17 protein-coding genes are annotated in these 18,661 nt (G+C 58.1%); 12 read left to right on the forward strand and 5 right to left on the reverse strand.

The window, feature by feature from the left end; genetic code table 11:
* Positions 1 to 20: 20 nt before the first annotated feature.
* The 3 genes from thpR (at position 21) to alaS (ending at position 4,476) form a co-directional block, all read left to right on the forward strand.
* Positions 21 to 593 (forward strand): RNA 2',3'-cyclic phosphodiesterase, encoded by a 573-nt coding sequence (gene thpR, locus DSCA_RS02330; protein WP_155314897.1) that lies wholly within the window; start codon positions 21 to 23, stop codon positions 591 to 593.
* Between the two features lie 146 nt (positions 594 to 739).
* The gene (gene recA, locus DSCA_RS02335) at positions 740 to 1,783 is read left to right on the forward strand and encodes a recombinase RecA (RefSeq protein ID WP_155314898.1); all 1,044 of its coding nucleotides are present in this window, start codon (positions 740 to 742) and stop codon (positions 1,781 to 1,783) included.
* A 65-nt stretch (positions 1,784 to 1,848) separates the two neighbouring features.
* Positions 1,849 to 4,476 (forward strand): alanine--tRNA ligase, encoded by a 2,628-nt coding sequence (gene alaS, locus DSCA_RS02340; protein ID WP_155314899.1) that lies wholly within the window; start codon positions 1,849 to 1,851, stop codon positions 4,474 to 4,476.
* A gap of 121 nt (positions 4,477 to 4,597) precedes the next feature.
* Here alaS and DSCA_RS02345 read toward each other — a convergent pair whose 3' ends face one another.
* The 4 genes from DSCA_RS02345 to DSCA_RS02360 form a co-directional block, all read right to left on the reverse strand.
* Positions 4,598 to 5,056, reverse strand: a complete 459-nt coding sequence (locus tag DSCA_RS02345; RefSeq protein ID WP_155314900.1) for a chemotaxis protein CheX — start codon at positions 5,054 to 5,056, stop codon at positions 4,598 to 4,600.
* Positions 5,057 to 5,221: 165 nt separating this feature from the next.
* A complete protein-coding gene (gene dapB / locus DSCA_RS02350; protein ID WP_155314901.1) occupies positions 5,222 to 6,049 on the reverse strand; it encodes a dihydrodipicolinate reductase in 828 nt (275 codons plus the stop codon).
* Between the two features lie 134 nt (positions 6,050 to 6,183).
* Positions 6,184 to 7,881 (reverse strand): sugar phosphate nucleotidyltransferase, encoded by a 1,698-nt coding sequence (locus tag DSCA_RS02355; RefSeq protein WP_155314902.1) that lies wholly within the window; start codon positions 7,879 to 7,881, stop codon positions 6,184 to 6,186.
* On the reverse strand, positions 7,878 to 10,517 hold the full coding sequence (locus DSCA_RS02360) for a 1-acyl-sn-glycerol-3-phosphate acyltransferase (protein WP_155314903.1): 2,640 nt from the start codon (positions 10,515 to 10,517) through the stop codon (positions 7,878 to 7,880). The genes DSCA_RS02355 and DSCA_RS02360 overlap by 4 nt, the downstream gene beginning before the upstream one ends.
* 344 nt (positions 10,518 to 10,861) lie before the next feature.
* Between DSCA_RS02360 and DSCA_RS02365 the strand changes: the two genes are divergently transcribed.
* Together DSCA_RS02365 and DSCA_RS02370 are read left to right on the forward strand one after the other, a co-directional pair.
* Complete coding sequence (locus DSCA_RS02365) at positions 10,862 to 11,137, forward strand: hypothetical protein (protein ID WP_155314904.1); 276 nt, start codon at positions 10,862 to 10,864, stop codon at positions 11,135 to 11,137.
* A gap of 317 nt (positions 11,138 to 11,454) precedes the next feature.
* The gene (locus tag DSCA_RS02370; protein WP_155314905.1) at positions 11,455 to 11,769 is read left to right on the forward strand and encodes a hypothetical protein; all 315 of its coding nucleotides are present in this window, start codon (positions 11,455 to 11,457) and stop codon (positions 11,767 to 11,769) included.
* Positions 11,770 to 11,803: 34 nt separating this feature from the next.
* Here DSCA_RS02370 and DSCA_RS02375 read toward each other — a convergent pair whose 3' ends face one another.
* Positions 11,804 to 12,979: an exo-beta-N-acetylmuramidase NamZ family protein gene (locus DSCA_RS02375; protein ID WP_155314906.1), complete on the reverse strand. Its 1,176-nt coding sequence runs from the start codon at positions 12,977 to 12,979 to the stop codon at positions 11,804 to 11,806.
* A gap of 218 nt (positions 12,980 to 13,197) precedes the next feature.
* Between DSCA_RS02375 and DSCA_RS02380 the strand changes: the two genes are divergently transcribed.
* From DSCA_RS02380 to cmk, 7 genes are all read left to right on the forward strand, one after another.
* On the forward strand, positions 13,198 to 13,929 hold the full coding sequence (locus DSCA_RS02380; RefSeq protein ID WP_231716357.1) for a cobalamin biosynthesis protein CbiA: 732 nt from the start codon (positions 13,198 to 13,200) through the stop codon (positions 13,927 to 13,929).
* 114 nt (positions 13,930 to 14,043) lie between these two features.
* Positions 14,044 to 14,268: a 4Fe-4S dicluster domain-containing protein gene (locus tag DSCA_RS02385; RefSeq protein WP_155314907.1), complete on the forward strand. Its 225-nt coding sequence runs from the start codon at positions 14,044 to 14,046 to the stop codon at positions 14,266 to 14,268.
* Positions 14,269 to 14,290: 22 nt separating this feature from the next.
* A complete protein-coding gene (gene vorB, locus DSCA_RS02390; RefSeq protein WP_155314908.1) occupies positions 14,291 to 15,361 on the forward strand; it encodes a 3-methyl-2-oxobutanoate dehydrogenase subunit VorB in 1,071 nt (356 codons plus the stop codon).
* A 52-nt stretch (positions 15,362 to 15,413) separates the two neighbouring features.
* Positions 15,414 to 16,151 carry a thiamine pyrophosphate-dependent enzyme gene (locus tag DSCA_RS02395; RefSeq protein ID WP_155314909.1) on the forward strand — a complete coding sequence of 246 codons (738 nt, stop codon included), beginning with the start codon at positions 15,414 to 15,416 and terminating at the stop codon, positions 16,149 to 16,151.
* Between the two features lie 40 nt (positions 16,152 to 16,191).
* Positions 16,192 to 16,728, forward strand: a complete 537-nt coding sequence (locus DSCA_RS02400) for a 2-oxoacid:acceptor oxidoreductase family protein (RefSeq protein ID WP_155314910.1) — start codon at positions 16,192 to 16,194, stop codon at positions 16,726 to 16,728.
* Positions 16,729 to 16,824: 96 nt separating this feature from the next.
* Positions 16,825 to 17,916, forward strand: coding sequence for a histidinol-phosphate transaminase (gene hisC, locus DSCA_RS02405; protein ID WP_155314911.1), 1,092 nt, complete (start codon positions 16,825 to 16,827; stop codon positions 17,914 to 17,916).
* A 34-nt stretch (positions 17,917 to 17,950) separates the two neighbouring features.
* On the forward strand, positions 17,951 to 18,616 hold the full coding sequence (cmk, locus tag DSCA_RS02410; RefSeq protein ID WP_155314912.1) for a (d)CMP kinase: 666 nt from the start codon (positions 17,951 to 17,953) through the stop codon (positions 18,614 to 18,616).
* Positions 18,617 to 18,661 lie beyond the last annotated feature (45 nt).

Genomic DNA, 18,661 nt, shown 5'->3' on the forward strand with positions numbered 1-18,661 from the left:
GCTGTAACAAGGGAACCGTGATGGCCAGGCCCCTTCGCGTTTTTATTGCCGTTCCGATTCCAGGTATGTTGGCAGCTTTTTTACAGCATATCCAGCGGCAGCTTCGGTCTCCGGAAATGGATGTCCGATGGCTGGCGGTAAAAAACATTCACCTGACCTTGAAATTCCTCGGGGATATCGACGCCCGGAGGATTCCGGCGGTGGCCGCCCGGATGGACGCGGCCGTCGGGCAGGTTCCACCGTTTCACCTGAGGGCCAGGGGGGCCGGTGTGTTTCCGAACCGGCGCCATGCGCGCGTGTTGTGGGTGGGGGTGGACGGTGATCTTGACCGCCTGGATAAGACGCAGGCGGCACTTGAATCCAGTCTGGAGGGCATTGGATTCAAGAGAGAGCCCCGGCGATTTCACCCTCACCTGACCATCGGCCGGACCCGGCGGCGGATTGACGCCCCAACCCTCGGTGCATCGCTGGCGCTTCTGGAAGATGCCGCCTCCGATTCGTTCCTGGTGGACCGACTGGGGCTGTTCAGAAGCGATCTCAAACCTGCCGGGGCCGAGTATACCCTGCTGCATTCATCGCCGCTGGCGGTTTAACAGCCGCCGGACGGTGCACGGCCACCGGCCGCCGGACAACGGTCCCGCGAGCCGAACCGTTACGACAATACCTGCCCTTCTGGCGGATACGGCCGGAGGGCACTCACTATGATTTTACACCGTTCCATCTATAGGGGAGGATTTGCATGACCATTTCACCGGACAAAGCCAAGGCCGTGGACTCTGCCATGGGACAGATCGAGCGCCAGTTCGGCAAGGGCGCCATCATGAAGCTGGGGGCACGCCCCATCGAAAACATTCCCGTGATTTCCACCGGATCCATTGAACTGGACCGGGCGCTGGGCATCGGCGGGCTTCCCCGCGGACGCGTGATCGAAATTTTCGGTCCCGAGTCGTCGGGAAAGACGACCCTGGCGCTTCACGCCGTGGCCAATGCCCAGAAACAGGGCGGCATTGCGGCGTTCATCGATGCCGAACATGCCCTGGACACGGTTTATGCCCGCAAACTGGGGGTCAATTGTGACGAACTGCTGGTCTCTCAACCCGATACCGGTGAACAGGCTCTCGAAATCGCCGACATGCTGGTGCGCAGCGGCGCCATTGACGTGATGGTCGTCGACAGTGTGGCGGCACTGGTTCCCCGGGCGGAGATCGAAGGTGAAATGGGTGACTCCCACATGGGGCTCCAGGCCCGCCTCATGTCCCAGGCGCTGAGAAAACTGACCGGAACGATCGGCAAGACCATGACCTCGGTGATTTTCATCAACCAGATCCGCATGAAGATCGGTGTCATGTTCGGCAACCCGGAGACCACCACCGGCGGTAACGCCCTGAAGTTTTATTCTTCCGTTCGGCTGGATATCCGGCGCATCGGTGCCATCAAGGACGGGCAGGACGTGGTGGGGAACCGGACCCGGGTCAAGGTGGTCAAAAATAAAATGGCTCCGCCTTTCAAGGAAGCGGAATTTGACATCATGTACGGTGAGGGCATCTCCCGGGCCGGGGACCTGCTGGACGTTGGTGTCAGTGCCGGGATTATCGATAAAAGCGGTTCCTGGTACGCATACAGCGGCGAGCGTATCGGCCAGGGGCGTGAAAATGTGAAAAAATTCTTCCAGGACAATCCCGACCTCTTCGGCACGGTGGAGGCAAAGGTGCGCGAGGCGGTGGGCCTGCTGCCGCCCGAAGCGGGCGCGGAAGTGAAAACGGAAAAGAAAGGCAAAAAATAGCCACTGACGCCACATCGGGCCAGAAGCTGGCCCGGAACCGACGACTCAGTTTCTAGGAGATGGACATGACCGGTAACGAGATCCGACAGCGATACCTCGACTATTTTCAAAAACACGGCCACCGGGTGGTCCGCAGCTCGTCCCTGATTCCCCAGGACGATCCGACGCTGCTGTTCACCAATGCGGGCATGGTACAGTTCAAACGCACGTTTCTGGGAGAGGAGAAGCGGGACTATCTTCGCGCCACCACCTCCCAGAAGTGTGTGAGGGCCGGCGGTAAGCACAACGATCTGGAGAATGTGGGCTATACGGCACGCCATCACACGTTTTTCGAGATGCTGGGCAATTTTTCGTTCGGCGACTACTTCAAGGAAAAAGCCGTGGATTTTGCGTGGGACCTGCTGACCAACGGTTACGGACTTCCGGCCGACAAATTGTGGGCATCGGTCTACCTGGACGACGACGATGCATACGACCTGTGGCACAAGCGCATCGGAATACCCGAATCACGGATGATCCGGCTGGGGGAGGAGGAGAATTTCTGGGCCATGGGCGACACCGGCCCCTGCGGCCCTTGCAGCGAGATCCATCTGGATCGGGGGGCCGAGCACGGCTGCGGCCGGCCTGATTGTGATGTGGCCTGCGACTGCGACCGGTTTCTGGAGATCTGGAACCTGGTTTTCATGCAGTTCAACCGCGATGCGTCGGGAACCATGACGCCCCTTCCCAAACCCAGCATCGATACCGGTTTGGGACTCGAGCGGATGGCCTCGATCATTCAGGATGTCAACACCAACTTCGAGACCGACCTGATCTACCCCATCATCCAGCGGGCCGAGGCGCTGGCCGAGAAACCCTACGGCCAGAGCGAGTCCGACGATGTGGCCATGAAAGTCATCGCCGACCACAGCCGGGCGGCCGCCTTTCTCATCGGCGACGGGGTGCTGCCGTCCAACGAAGGCCGGGGGTATGTGCTGCGCCGGATCATGCGGCGGGCCATCCGTTACGGGCGCAACATCGGTTTGACCAAGCCCTTTCTCCATGAAACCGCACGGGTGGTGTTTGACATCATGGCGCCGGCCTACCCCGATCTCAAAGCGGCCGCGGCCTTTATCACCAACGTCATCGAGAACGAAGAGGTTCGCTTTTCGGAAACCCTGGACAACGGGCTGCGGGTGCTCAACGACACCCTGGACGAGATTCGGGCCACGGGGGCGACCCAGGTTCCGGGAGACCTGATCTTCAAACTGTACGATACCTTCGGATTTCCCGTGGACATCGTGCGCGACGTGGTGCGGGACGAGGGCCTGACCCTGGATACCGAGGGGTTCGACACCTGCATGGACCGCCAGCGCAGGCAGTCACGCTCCAAAATCACCTTCACCGGCATCTCCGACGCGTACCGCCAATTGAGTGCGGCCGGCGAGAAACCCGAATTTGTGGGGTACGGCACCCTGGCCTGTGAAGCCCGGGTGGTGCTGGTCGTGCGGGACGGCGAGGGGGTCGATTCCGCCGATGCGGGGCAAACGGTAGAGGTGGTGACCACGGCCACGCCGTTTTATGGGGAGGCTGGCGGGCAGGTGGGCGACCACGGGACCATCACGGCGCCGGGCATGGAACTGACCGTCACCGATACCGTTAAAGATCCCACCGGCATCATCATCCACAAGGGGATTGTAGAAACCGGCCGGCTGGAAAACGGGCAGACGGTCATGCTTGCCGTGGATGGCGACCACCGTGCCGCCGTTGCCCTCAATCACACGGCCACCCATATTCTCCATGCGGCCCTCCGGCATGAACTGGGGGATCATGTCAAACAGGCCGGATCCATGGTGGCATCGGAACGGCTGCGGTTCGACTTCACCCACTTCTCCCAGATCGCCCCTGACGCCCTGGAGCGTATCGAGAACTTTGTCAACCGGCGAATCCGACAAAATGTTCCCGTGGCGGTCGAGGAGATGGACATGGACCAGGCCATGGAATCCGGTGCCACGGCCCTGTTCGAGGAAAAATACGGAGACCGGGTTCGCGTCGTCAACCTGGACACCTTCAGCCGTGAGCTTTGTGGCGGCACCCATACCAGCCGAACCGGCAATATCGGGCTGTTTAAAATCCTTTCGGAATCCAGCGTGGCTTCCGGGGTCCGGCGGATCGAAGCCCTTACGGGGACTGCCGCACTGGACCATGTTCAGGAGACCAGTCGAATTGTTCACCAGCTGGGCCACCTGGTGAAAGACAAACCCGACAGCGTGGTCAAGCGGGTCGAGTCGCTGATGACATCACTGAAAAGTCTTGAAAAAGAGACCGAGCGGTTAAAAACCCAATTGGCCGAAATTCAGGCTGACGGCAGCGGCGAAGAAGTGGTCGACATCAACGGGGTTTCCGCGATTATCCGGCAGGTCTCCGTTGAAAAACCGTCTGCCATGCGGGAACTGGCCGATCGATTCAAGGACCGCATCGGTTCGGGCATCGTGGTTTTAGGGTGCGAAACCGGCGGCAAGGCCCTGCTGATTGTCGTGGTGACCAAGGATCTCAGCCACCGTTTCCATGCGGGCAACATGATCAAAACGATCGCCAAGGTGGTGGGTGGCGGTGGCGGCGGGCGGCCCGACATGGCCCAGGCCGGCGGCACACAGCCCCAGAACCTGACGCAGGCCCTCGAAGCCGCCCGTGAACTGATCCAGAAGGGATAGACGCTGAACCTTTTTACGGGGCACCGATAAACGACACCCGCACCGGCTATTGGGCCAGGCGGGTGTTTCTTTTGGGATTGCTTGGGGGGCGGTCCAGACGGGGACTTTTGTGGCGTCGGGGCTATCCGTTTTCCTTGAGGGCCACTTCGATGACCAGTTCCCCTTTGTCAGTGATGCAGGGAATGGAAATGATGGGCAGACCCGAGGGGTAGGACACCTTGTGCTTGCCGATCACCACGCTGGGCACGCTGATGGAGGTGCCCTCGGATGGAAAATCGGTTTTGGCGTTTCCGGCGATCATATTGGCGATTTCACCGATGGCGTCCGTGCAGTCGTCGTCCAGTTCGGTCACTTCGTCGCCAATGAGTGCCGACACGAGCTGCAGGGCAATATCCTTGGACAGGTTGATGACCACGCAACCGGTCACGGTCCCCGAAAGGCCGATGATGCCGCTGATTTCATACTGCGGGACGTTGTCTTTCTTCAGGCTGGGTTTGCCCAGCTTGAAGGGAACCTCGATCATGGTGTTGAAAATTTTTTTGACCGCATTGACAAAGGGGTTGATGTATTTGACGTCCATTTTTTCCCCATAAGATGGTTGATTGGCATCGGCGCGCGATCGGTCCGGCGCCTGCTGCCGTTGGCTGATCGGCCGTACAGAGCTTTTATCGGCCGCTTTTTTCCTGACTTTACCCCGGATTGAAAAAAAAAGGCAGGCAGACGACGGGGCTGCCCGGAGCGACGATCATGCCTCGAGCACGTCGATCATGCTGAAGACCCGGCCCTGCTGGCCCGATTCGAGTTTTCCCTGCAGGTAACAGACCGCATCCAGGGTCCCTTCCGCGTATATGTCGCGGCCGTTGACGTTGTGCTGGAATTCAAACACAACGGTTTTGTCCGGCGATGTCAGCCGATACGTGTGCCATCCATGACCCGAAAGGTAGGCCTCCGGAATGTTCCACCGGTCGCGTTGAACCGTCGGGTCCCTTTCCATGGCGATGGCTTCCGTCGAAAAATCGACTCCCATGCGGTTGAAATAGGAGACCATGGCCTTGGCCGTACCGCTGGTGTCGGCCTTGCCGGCCTGGTGGCTTTCCCGGACGGAAAGGGTGTAGCCCTTGAAAAGGCCGGGGAAGGTCTCGGCGGCATGGGCCATCATGGCCTGAAACCCAACGATCTGCTTGGCCATATTGGGCGCAATGACGGCACAGGTTTTGGATTCAGCCACTGTTTCGGCCAGCTTTTTCCGATCGCCGCCGGTGGTTCCCATGACAAACGGCAGACCGCGGCTGCAGTAGAATGCGGCGTTGTCCGTGACGGCCGATGGATGGGTGAAGTCCACGCTGATGAACCGGCCGTGCACCGCGGCAAGGTCATCGATTCTCTTCTCCCGGTCGGCCGGTTTGATCAATTCGATGGCCGTGCCGGAAATGGTATGCTGGTCTGCGTCTATTTCCGGGCCGGTGAGAGAATGGGGAAGCAGGGAGACCCGGGGGTCCGCCATGGCATGGCCGGCGATGATGGATGCGACGTTTCCCGGCAGTCCGTTGATCATTATCTTTATCGGATTCAATTGACAGCTCCTTTTCCTGCGGTTTATGAAATGGCCCCGAAAACGCTATGCCGAACTCGGCGGCCTGCATGTGCGGTTCGTATGCACGAGCCCCGGGGCAGGTTCACCCCTCAACGGAAACGCGCCATTTCCAGTTATCTTAAACGGAGCGTTTTGGCAATGCGGGTCAAGCGGGGAAACCTGCTTCCATCGGCCCCACGGATGTGGTCCGCCAGCATGGCCGCGGCCGCGGGGATCCATCGTTCAAAGGCCTGTTTTTGTTTGACCCGGGACAGGAATCCGAAAGCCCCCAGCATTTGAAGGTTCCGCGTGACCGTGCAGTAGCGGTAGCCGCGAATGAAAGGGTCCGGGTCGCATTTCAATCGCCTGGCCGCCCGACCGGCGGCATAGTTCAGCAGCCGCTGCTGGAGTTCGGGATCCAGACCCGCATAGGGATCGATCAGCAGGGAGGCCAGGTCATACTGGACGGGACCGGTCCGCGCGCCCTGAAAGTCGATCAGATAGCAGCGGTCATCCCGGACCATGATGTTGCGGGATTGAAAATCCCGATGAATCAGTCCGGCGACGCCGTGGTTGACGGTGCATCGGGCCAGGCGTGCAAATTCCGCCGCCAGATCATCATAATCGACCCCCATCCCCAGGTAGCCGTTTAAGAATGCCTCCACAAAATAGCGGCACTCCTTGTCCAGGATCAGTTCGCTATCGTAGGACTCGCTCTGGCAGGTCCAGGCCGGGTCAAAGCCCCGGGCCCCTTTTTCAGTCAGGTCGAGCAGGATGTCGATGACCTTGCGGTAAACCGTCTCGATGCAACCCGTGTCCGATGCCTGCCGCACCACCTGCTGAAGGTGAACGTCGCCCAGATCTTCCAGGAAGACCAGTCCGCTGAATCCGTCGTGGACATGTATACGGGGGACGGGCAGGCCGCAGTCCCGGAGGTGCCGGCCAATTCTGACAAAGGCGTTCACCTCGCTGCCCGGCAGCGTGGGGGTGATGCCGTGGTCTGCCAGGATCATCCGGCGTCTGCCGCGGGTCAGGCGAAACCAGACCCGGTCGGACCCGTCGCCGGTCAGTCGCCGGCATTTCACGTCTGCAGACGGATCCGGATCGTCGGGGAAGGCCGATTGAAAGGCGCCGGGCGCCATGGCATCGACCACGGCCTCCCGGTAGCGCTCCGGGTTTCCCATGTCCTGCCAGTAATGACCGCAGACCACATGGGCCCGGATAGGAACGCCTTCGTCGAGCATCTGCCGGTAAACGGAAATGATATCACAGAACGTGCCATCGGGTATTTGTTCAACGACTGCGGGGTTCAGGACGTGAATACCGGTAAACGCCAGTTTGCGCTGCCCGGTATGGTCGGCCGGCGCGGCGTAGCGTTCAAACCCGGCTATACGGCTTCGGCCGTCCACCCACACCTGGTTGAAGGGCGCACGGTCATGCATGACCAGGGTCACCGGTGCACCGTGCATGCAATGGCTGCGATAAATCTTGGCCATATCGATGTCAGTGACGATATCCGCGTTGACCACCATGAACGCCTCGTCGTCCCAATAGTCGGCCAGGTGACGAATGGCACCCCCGGTACCTAAAATTTCCGGTTCCCGGCTCAAGGTCACCGGCACGCCGAAGTCGTTTTCCGCCAGATAGGATTGGATCCGATGGGCCAGGTGGTGGGCGTTGACCGCGATGCCCCGACAACCGGCCCGCTTCAGGCGGGCGATCATTCGTCCCAGCACCGGGATGCCGCCAACCGGAAACAGGGCTTTGGGTGTCGCAAGGGTGTGGGGCGCCAGCCGGGTGCCGAATCCGGCGGCCAGGATCAGCGCTTTCATGCGTTCAACAGGTTCAGGTAGGTTTGAATCACCGATTCAAAATGGGTGATGCGTTCCTCGTTTTCATGATTTTTGATGCCATTGGTGGAAAAATAGCTGATGCCGTTGGCATAGTTGACCTTGGACACCGATTCGACAAGGTCGATTTCCTTGTTTTTTACCATCTGGAGGCCCAGGTTTTGTATTTTTTTAAGTTTGTCCTTGGTGTCCAGTTTCTCCTTGCGGTTGGTCCGCAAAAAATGGAGTACCACCGCATAGGACTGGAAATAGGGCTTCAAGAAGGCAGCGAACAGCTTCAGTTTACGGTAGCCCGAGGAGGTGATCTGGTAACTGTCCGGGATGGTCGGGTGGGGCATGAGTATGGCGTCATCGATAAAGGATTTGATGGTTTTTCTCACATAATGGACCGCTGGCCGGTCCAGGTCAAAGGCGAACTCATATTTGAAGAAATCCTGAAAAAATTGATATTCATGGTGCAGATCGGCGGCGTTGAACTGGAACGCGTCTTTTTTCAGGATGGCCAGTGCGGTAAAGGCCGCGGGTACAAAATAGGATATGCAGTTGTTCTTGTAATACTCCAGGAGGGTCCTTTTGGCCGGGTTGACGGCGAAGTCGGCCTGATCGTCCGGCAGATCCTTGTCCCCCGGCGCTTTTTCCAGCAGTTTGCGAGACAGGTAGCGGTCGATGGCATATTCTATGGCCCCGTCCGGGTTGAGAATAATCGTATCCGCCAACTTGGCGTCCTGTGACGAGGCGAAGGTCAGGTAGGTGTTGACCGCCTCTATCAGTTCCTTCTGGGTGAAGCGGGTTCGGGAAATATTCAATGTGGCGGCGGCCACCAGCCCATGGGGGGTAGCCACGGTCTGCTTGTCGATGGCATTGATGATCCGCCAGCCCAGATTTCTGCAAAGGGCGTTCACCTCTTTGGTCGGCATCCGGTCCAGGGGCACAGGGCTGTCGGCCAGCAGGTCGCGGATGGAAATGGGGGTATGAAAGTTGATATAGATTTTGCCGTACCGTTTTTTCAGGAAGCGCCGGGCACGAATGACCTGGCTGAGGTTTTCAGCCTCCTTTTTTCCGCCTTCCACTTCGTGAACGTAGGCGTGCTCTTCGATAATCCGGTCGTAGCCGATGTAAACAGGAACGAATGTCATGTTCTCGCAGGCCCCGTTGCGGTAAGCATTCAGCAGGATGGAAATCAATCCCAGCTTGGGCATGAGCAGTTTGCCGGTCCGGCTTCTCCCGCCCTCGATGAAGAGCTCGATGTTGAAGCCCTCTTCCAGCAGTTTGTGGATGTACGCGGAAAAAATGCGGGAATAAAGGACCGCGCCCCTGAATGTGCGGCGCAGGAAAAAAGCCCCTCCGCCACGAAAAATCGGTCCCAGGGGCCAGAAAGAGAGGTTTTTGCCGGCGGCGATATGGGGGCAGGGCATGTTGTTATGATAGAGGATATAGGACAGGATCAGGTAGTCGATATGGCTTTTGTGGCAGGGAATCAGAACCAGCGGCCCGTTCATGGACATGGCCTTGACCTTGGCCAGCCCGGCTTTGTCGATGACCGCTCCGTCGAACATGGAGTTGATGATCCATCCCACCACCGATGACATGATGCGGATTACAGCCGGGCTGTAGCGCGCAGCAATCTCATCCAGATAGCCGTCGGCTTTTTTCCTGATCTTGGAAATAGGCTCCTGACGGGCAGCGGCATGTTTTTTGATAAACGTCTGCACCCGGTCGCTGGTAAGAATGGATTCTTTCAGTTCTTCTCCGGATTTCAGCACCGGACCGGTGATGCTCTGGCGATGGCGATTGTGCTGAAGCAGGAGCTGACGGCGCAACTGAAGGGCCTGGTGGCCGGTGGTCCTCTCGGCATGAACCGGTTGGCTGAGCCATTGCCTCAGGTTCAGGGGCTGAGAAAGCTCAACAAAAATTCTGCCCGGATAACGGATCAGGGTGACAATTTTCCTCAGTTTGCCCGGACGCTGGGACGTGCCGAAAAAGGTGTCCAGCAGGCTGGGCACTGCAGGCAGCGGTTTTTTCCCGAAGAACATCAGCTGCGGAACGAGGTAAACGGGCCGGTCGATTTTTTTTTGCATCTCGATCAGGTAGACCAGCGGGTCCGTTCTCTCTTTGACGAATCGGCGATAAAATCCCTTTTTCTCGACCAGGGTGAGCATGGCACATCCTGAATCGAGAAGGGCGCGGTGGTAGTAATCACTGCGGTAGGGATCCTTGATCCGGCGACGCTGAACCAGTTCATCCAGATAGGATAGGCAGATGCGGAATATTCGCGACAGGGGCTGCCAGAAATAAATGTCGGAATCGAAGGCCAGTTGCGGCTGCGGCAGTCGCAGTTGACGGTACCGGGTATGCGAAAAGAGAAATTCAAACCGGCTTTTGTATTTGGCCGTGTAAACGATGATCGCGTCATCGGGAATGTTTCTGACAATGTCCGACTGCTCTCCGCCCATAAAAACGCCGGTAAACAGGCGGTCGAGAAAAAATGCGGAGAGGACCCCGGTGGCGGAAGGCAAAAAACAGAAATAATGGTCGTGTGAATTTTTTAGCAGTCGGCTGATCCAATGTCTAATCTTCAGCACAATCGAAGAAATGGGGTGTTTTTTTTGATTGTTCATAATTTTAGAGCGTTAGATTCCAGAAGGGTATAAGTTGATGATAATTTGAAAAAATAACAGAAGCATGGAGCCTTTGCAACGCCATATTCGTCGGAGAAAAATATACTTGCGCTGGTCCGGCTTCTATGTTATTGCCATAGAACTTGATAGCGTCACCATTAAGTAGCTATCTAATTGAAATTCCATTAATATCCCAAGCCGAAAATCAACCGGCAAATGTCGGAGAAAACAAAGAAAAGCGTCAAGCACGCCGGACCATTGCGGCAATGCGCACATGGATCGGCCGATAAAGCCATTTTAATCGGATTAACTATAAAAAAGGTTACGAAGGAGGACGATTCTCTATGAAAACGTTAATTGGTGGAGCAGTGGCAGCAGTTCTCGGCCTGATCGGCCTGTCGGTATGGTTTGGTGAATTCCTTCAGCTTCTGGCAGGCGCGATTCCGGTGATGCTCCTGCTGGGCGGCGGGCTTGCCCTCTATCTGGGATTTGATGAACTCAAAGACACCTGGAAAAAAGATGACACTGTCGCCGACGCCGCCGATGACGACTCCGAAAAGTACAAAAAAGAGATCGATGAACTCAAAAAAGAGATCGAAACGCTGAAAACCGAAAAGTAATCCTGCCTGACCCTGAATTAGAAAACTCTGCCCCGATTGGTCGCCGACCGGTCGGGGCTTTTGTTTTGCATCCGTTTTCAGCCCACTCCCCTGCAGTCAATTCATACCGGATCCCTGTTTGACAACAATGGCTTTGCGCGCTAGCTTGAAACTGGTCCGGGCGCTTGCAGGACGGCCGGCAGCCCCGGAAGCATTACGACTGACGTCACGGTGAAACCGAATCCTCTGGTCCTGTGCGGGGGAGGCGGTAAGCATACAGGAATTAAAAAACGCGACTGTCCATCCTTCAGGGGCGGATTCGCTGAAAGCGGGATTCCATGTTTCCCAAAATAGTTGACATAGAACTGCCCATAACCATTGACGACGCAGTAACCATGCTTCTGGACGACTTGCCGCTGCTGGACCGGACGCGTCTGTCGTCAATGACTCCGGACGAGCTGGACTTGATCAATCGACTGGTCGGGCTTCATATTGCCCGGGATTTTCTTTTGTGGAGCGGCAATCACGAGTTGCTGCACGCCTGCCTGGAAGCCGCCCGCAATTCGGGTGAAGAGGCGGATCCGACGCTGGTGATCATTCGTGCCATGTGGGAAAAGCTGCAACAGACCCACGTGTTGCGATTGGTCCGATAGAAGACGATTGCCGCCACCCCGGCTGACGGCAGTTTCAATCGTAAAGACGCACGGCCCTGAAGCGATCCCGGTAGTCGGACAGCGGCTCCTCCCATCCTGCAACGATATCCGAAAGGGGGACGCCGGCTTCGATCTGGGAACGGATCTGCCGGTCTCCCAGTATCAAGTCCATGGGAAGGCGTTCGTATTCGTATTCATAAGGCGGCTGTTTGTATGCAAATCGGTCGGTGTAGGCAAGGTATATGGCCTGATAGAGGCACAGGGAAAGGGCGTAGGGCAAATAGGCCCCCGGATCGGTGACATGGATTTGAAATCCCCTGCACCGATGCCCGGCCCATTTGTTGGCGGTGGGCTCAAACTCGACGGGCCGGAGTACGGCCCCGCTTAAAAATGTCCGATCGATGGTTTTCATCAGGCGCCCGGGTTCGATGAACGGTGCACCGAAAAGTTCGAACGGCTGGGTGGTTCCCCGGCCTTCGGAAATGTTGGTCCCTTCCCATATCACCTGTCCCGGGTAGACCATGGCCGACTCCGGCGTGGGCAGGTTGGGCGAGGGAGCCACCCACGGCAGGCCGGTCCGCCTGAAGTTCATTTCTCTGGCCCATCCCTGCATACAGATTACCTCGAGATCGCAGTCGATGCCAAAATGGGTGTTGAACAACAGCCCCAACTCCCCGATGGTCAGGCCATGGCGCATGGGAATGGGGTAACGGCCGACAAATGAAGAACAGTCGGAGGCGAGCAGATTGCCTTCGACCCGAAAGCCGCCCACGGGGTTGGGGCGGTCCAGAATGATTATTTTCTTTCCGAATCGCCGTGCGGCTTCCATGCAGTGGGCCAGGGTGTAGATAAAGGTGTAAACCCGGGTGCCCACATCCTGAAGGTCAACCAGCAAGATGTCGATGGGGTCCATCATGGTTCGGGTGGGAACCCGCGTTTGTCCGTACAGGGAGAATACCGCCAGGCCGGTTGCCGGGTCCGACCGGTCAACGGATTCAATCATGTTGTCCTGCTTTTCAGCAAAAAAACCATGTTGGGGGGCATAAAGCGCCTTGAGCTGACCGGGACAATCCCGGTTTATCAGTTGGCGCGCATGAACCAGGTGGCGGTCCACCGATGCAGGATTGCACAGTAATCCCAGCCGCTGACCCTTCACCGATCGTGGACGGGCGCCTATAAAGACCTCCAACCCTGTTTTTACCGTCGCCATTCGAAAAAATCCTTATCCGAGGTTCCCCCAGCCGTACCCTGTATCTACCATATGGTGTCTTTCAGGGAAAGGTGAAAGGTCCCGAACAGCGGTAAACCCCTTGACACAACTTGAATTTAAAAATATGTAATTCCTTCCTGTTTATGTCTTTCCGATAACCGGACGCCCCATTCCGACATCTTCTGGCTTTTTTCGCCATGTGCCGGCCGGCGCTGTTCATGAACAATAAAAGGACGCATCGTCAGTTGAAACTGGAACTCAGTGGAATCGTCATCATTGTCGGCGCATACGGAAGTGGAAAAACCGAGGTGTCCATCAACCTGGCCGTTCACATGAACGCAGCGGGCACAGCGGTCCGGCTGGCGGATCTGGACCTGGTGAATCCTTATTTCAGAACCCGTGAAGCGCGCCACCTGCTGCACCGGCTGGGCATTGATCTGGTGCTGCCGCCTGCCCAATACATGCAGGCCGATCTGCCCATCCTGACCCCTGAAGTTTCCGGTATGCTTCGACATCCGTCAGGACTGACCTTGCTTGATGTGGGGGGCGATGATGTGGGCGCAACGGTTTTGGCCGCACTGGCCGATCCGCTGGCGGGCCAGTCGGTACAGGTGCTTCAGGTGATCAATCCCAATCGCCCGTATACCGATACGGTCGACGGATGCCTGAAGATCCGGCGGGAGATTGAAGCCAAGGCCAAAATGACCGTTACCGGCATCATCGGTAATGCCAACCTCATGGAAGACACCACCGAGCAGGACATCCTGGAAGGATACAATTTTTCCCGACAGGTGGCCCGGGCCGGAAACGTTCCCCTGGCGTTCATTACCTCGCCGGTGGGGCTGTTGACCCGGTTGGATAAAAAGGATATCCAGTGTCCGGTCCTGGCGCTGAAACGGCAACTGGTGCCTCCCTGGAAACAGGCAGAAACGCTGGGCGATCCGGATTAGGCCAGGTCGGCCCGGTGGGTATCGGGATCGGGCTCCGGTTGCCGCAGCCGGGTGACACGGTATTCTTGATTTTCCAGAGGAACCTAAATTTTTCGCGATAAGGAGCATCTGTCAATGGCGTATCAACACAACATCGAAAAGGATCGATGCAAGGGTTGCGGCCTGTGCATCACCGTATGCCCAAAAAATGTTCTGGAAATATCTCCCGATGTGAATGCGAAAGGCTATTTCCCTGCTTTTCAGGCGCGTCCGGAAGATTGCATCCACTGCACCATGTGCTGCATCATGTGTCCGGATGTGGCCATCACCATCACTGAAACCGAAGAACCCAGCGCCTAAGGGCGTTTAACGGAGGAGCAGCATGGCAAAGGTATTGATGAAGGGAAACGAGGCCATCGGTGAAGCAGCCATCAGGGCCGGTTGCCTGAACTACTTCGCCTACCCCATCACCCCGCAGTCCGAAGTGGCTGAATATTTAGTCCGTCGTATGCCCGAGGTGGGCGGGTCTTTTTTGCAGGGCGAGAGCGAGGTGGCCGTCGGGTATATGCTATTCGGGGCTGCCGGCGCCGGCGCCCGGGTGTTTACCACCTCGTCGAGCCCGGGCATCAGCCTCATGAGCGAAGCCATCAGCTATATTACCGCGGCCCAGTGCCCGGCCGTATTTGTGAACATCATGCGCGGCGGGCCGGGGCTGGGGGGGATACTGCCCTCCCAGGCGGACTATCTCCAGGCGACCAAGGGCATCGGTCACGGCGACTGCCGATTGCTGGTGATGGCGCCGGCCAGTGTCCAGGAAGCGGTGGAGATGGTGATGGAATCTTTTCCCCTGGCCGAGAAGTATCGCAACCCGGTGATGATCCTGGGCGACGGGCTCATCGGGCAGATGATGGAGCCGGTGGAATTTCCAGATCATCTGAAAACCGAGCCGTCCAACAAGGATGCCTGGGCGTCAAACGGCATGGACCATCGCAACAGCAGCACCCGTAACCTGGTCAAATCGCTGTTTCTGGATCCGACCCAGCTGAACGACAACAATCTTCAGCTCAAGGCCAAGTATGATCGCATGCGTGCCGAGGAAGTGCGTTACGAATCCTATAACACCGACGGCGATTACAAGGGCCTCATCGTCAGCTACGGCACCATGAGCCGGGTCTGCCGGACGGCCATCGACATGCTCAAGGCCGACGGCATCGAAGTCGCCATGCTCCGCCCCCAAACCCTTTTTCCATTTCCCGAAAAAGCCGTTGAGGATGCGGCCCTGAAACCGTCGTGTTCCCACGTGATGAGCATCGAGATGAGCATGGGGCAGATGGTGGAGGATGTAGAGCGCTGCGTCAAAGGCCGGCTGCCGGTCAGTTGGTACGGCAAATGCGGCGGCGATATTCCCACCCCGGAAGAGGTCATCGACATGGTCAAGGAACGTATCGCCTGATCGACCGGCAAACTCAGCGGATTCAGGCTTACCAGCAAGGAGTACATGTAAAATGGGAAAGACCTTTAAAAAACCAGAAGTCCTCACCGATGCCCACACCCACTACTGCCCGGGATGCACCCACGGGGTCATCCATCGCCTGGTGGCCGAGACGATCGATGAACTGGGCATCCGCGGCCGTACGGTGGGCATCGCCCCCGTGGGGTGTGCCGTTCTGGCGTACAATTACTTTGATTGCGATTTTCAGGAGGCGGCCCACGGCCGCGCACCGGCCATGGCCACCGGCATCAAGCGGGTGCGGCCCGACCTGATGGTGTTCACTTACCAGGGGGACGGCGACCTGGCCAGTATCGGGATGGGTGAGATCATCCACGCGGCCAACCGGGGCGAAAAGTTTACCACCATTTTCGTCAACAATGCCATTTACGGAATGACCGGCGGCCAGATGGCTCCGACAACCATGCCGGACCAGCGGACCTCCACCTCGCCTTTCGGCAGGAACGTCGAGGATGTGGGGATGCCCGTCAAAATGGCCGAACTTCTGGCTGCGCTGCAGACCCCGGCCTATATCACCCGCCAGACCGTCATTAAACCCAAGTATATAAATAAAGCAAAAAAGGCAATAAAACAGGCGTTTACTTATCAAATGGAGAACAAGTGCTTTAGCCTTGTCGAGGTGGTCAGCACCTGTCCCACCAATTGGGGCATGACGCCGGTAGAGGCGGTGGATTGGACTGAAAAGACCCTATTGGCATATTACCAGCCGGGGGACTACAAAGTTCCGGCATAATCGTTGACGTGCGATGCCGGATGTGACTGAAGGAGGCAGAATGCAGAGCGAAATCATGTTCGCCGGATTTGGTGGGCAGGGCATCTTGTTAATCGGGAAGGTTTTGGCCCATGCAGCCATGGAGGAAGGTTTCGAGGTGGCGTGGGTTCCTTCCTACGGGCCCGAAATGAGGGGCGGCACGGCATATTGCACCGTGGTGATCAGCGACCGTCCCATCGGTTCGCCGATCATTAAAAATCCGCTGCACCTGGTGGCCATGAACGGCCCCTCGCTTGAAAAATTTGCTCCCACGGTGAAAAAAGACGGGATTATTTTCGTCAACAGTTCGCTGATTTCCTTTGGGGCAAACCGTGAGGATGTGGATGAACTGCGGGTACCGGCAGTGGATATCGCCAAGGATCTGGGTACGGTCAAGGCCGCCAACATCGTGGCCCTTTCCGCCTTCGTGGCGCGAAGCGGCGTCGTGTCCATTGAAACCCTCAAGGATTGCATCAAAGGTGAGTTCAGCAAGAAACCCAAACTGATTCCTCTGAATATGAAGGCCGTCGACGCAGGCATAGAGGCGGCCCGGAAATAGATGCACCTTCGCCGCGGTGACGTCGCGGTGCGATGACAAACCCACACCAACGGCCGGGCCACGTGCCCGGCTGTTTCGTTCGACCAGTGGTGGACCATGAAACTGACGATTCCCGATTATATCCAATCCATTGATCCCTATGTTCCCGGCAAACCGCTGGAAGCCCTGGAACGGGAATACGGTATCAGCGATTCGGTCAAGCTGGCCTCCAATGAAAACCCCCTGGGGCCGTCTCCGAAAGCGGTGGCAGCCATCCGGGATTCCCTTGCCACGCTTCACCGCTATCCGGACGGCGCCGGTCACCGTCTGATCCGCAAGATTGCCGACGTCAACGGTGTGTCGCCGTCCAACGTGGTCATCGGCAACGGTTCGGATGACATCATCGCCCTGCTGGTGCGGGCGCTGGTCCGGCCCGGTGACCGGGTGATCGTCCCGCGTCCCTCATTTCTCATGTATGACATTACCGCCACCGCTGCCGGCGCCACGGTGGACGATGTGCCCCTGAGGGCCATGGCCATGGACCTTGACGCCATGGCCGGGCGGGTATGTGCCGACACCCGCCTGGTGTTCGTCTGCAATCCCAACAATCCCACGGGGACGGTCGTTTCCCGAAGCGATTTCCAACGTTTCATGGACCGGCTGCCCGAAGATGTGGTCGTGGTGGTGGACGAGGCCTATATCGAATTCGCCAGAAACGGCGATTGCCTGAAAACAGGGCAGCCGGCGGATCTGAACCGGCCGCTGGTGACCCTGCGGACCTTTTCAAAGGCCTATGGTCTGGCCGGCCTGCGGGTCGGGTACGGCATCATGCCGGCCGCCCTGGCGGAGGTGCTCAACCGCGTCCGGCAGCCCTTCAACGTCAATGCCGTGGCCCAGGCGGCGGCTGCTGCTGCCCTGGATGACCGTGACTTTCTCGAGCAGACGGTCAGTCTGGTTCATCGGGGACTCGACGACATGTATGCCGCATTGGACCGGCTGGGCCTTCACTATTTCAAAAGCGAGGCCAATTTTTTTCTCATCGATGTGGGGCGGTCGGCGGAAGCCGTTTTCGAGAAAATGCTGAGACAGGGTGTGATCGTCAGGTCCATGCACGCCTATGGCTTTCCTACCTTCATTCGAATCAACGTGGGCCTGGAATCCGAAAACCGGCGCTTTGTCAGGGCACTGGAATCGGTCCTTCAAGAATAGACTGTCGCTGGCGGTTTTGGACGGGAAACGGAGAATGGCGACTCAACGACTGCTGCTGATTACCATCGATGGGCCTGCCGGTGCCGGAAAGACCACGGTCAGCCGGATGCTGGCCCGGAAACTGGGATACCGCTACCTGGACACCGGGGCCCTATATCGGGCCGTCGCCTGGACCGCCCGTTCCGCCGACGTCCGGCCGGACGATGACCGGGGGCTGGGTGATGTCTGCGCCTTGCTGCACCTGCGTATCGAGGGCAGCCGGCTGGTTGCCGGCGGCGAGGATATCACCGACCGGATCCGCACGCCGGAAATCACCATGCTGGCATCGGCGGTGTCGGCCCGGCCGGTGGTGAGGCAGGCCCTGCTGGACATTCAGCGGGACATGGGGCGCGACGGCGGGCTCGTGGCCGAGGGCCGCGATATGGGAACGGTGGTGTTTCCGGATGCGGATTTCAAGTTCTTTCTCGATGCCACCGTTCGACAGCGGGCGATGCGTCGCTACCGGCAATATGGGCGTGAAAAGGGGCAGTCCCTCAGCCGGATCGAGGCGGATATCCGTCGCCGGGATGCCAACGACAGCAGCAGGGATATCGCCCCCCTGAAGGCGGCCGACGATGCGCTGACCATCGATTCGACCGCCATGACCGCCCGGCAGGTGGTCGACCTGATGATGGCGCACATGGCCGGGCGCCCTGCCTGAAAGTTCTCGCGGAATCCGCCGGTGAGGTCTGGGCGCCATGCCCCG

This window comes from Desulfosarcina alkanivorans, assembly GCF_009688945.1.
GTDB lineage: Bacteria > Desulfobacterota > Desulfobacteria > Desulfobacterales > Desulfosarcinaceae > Desulfosarcina > Desulfosarcina alkanivorans.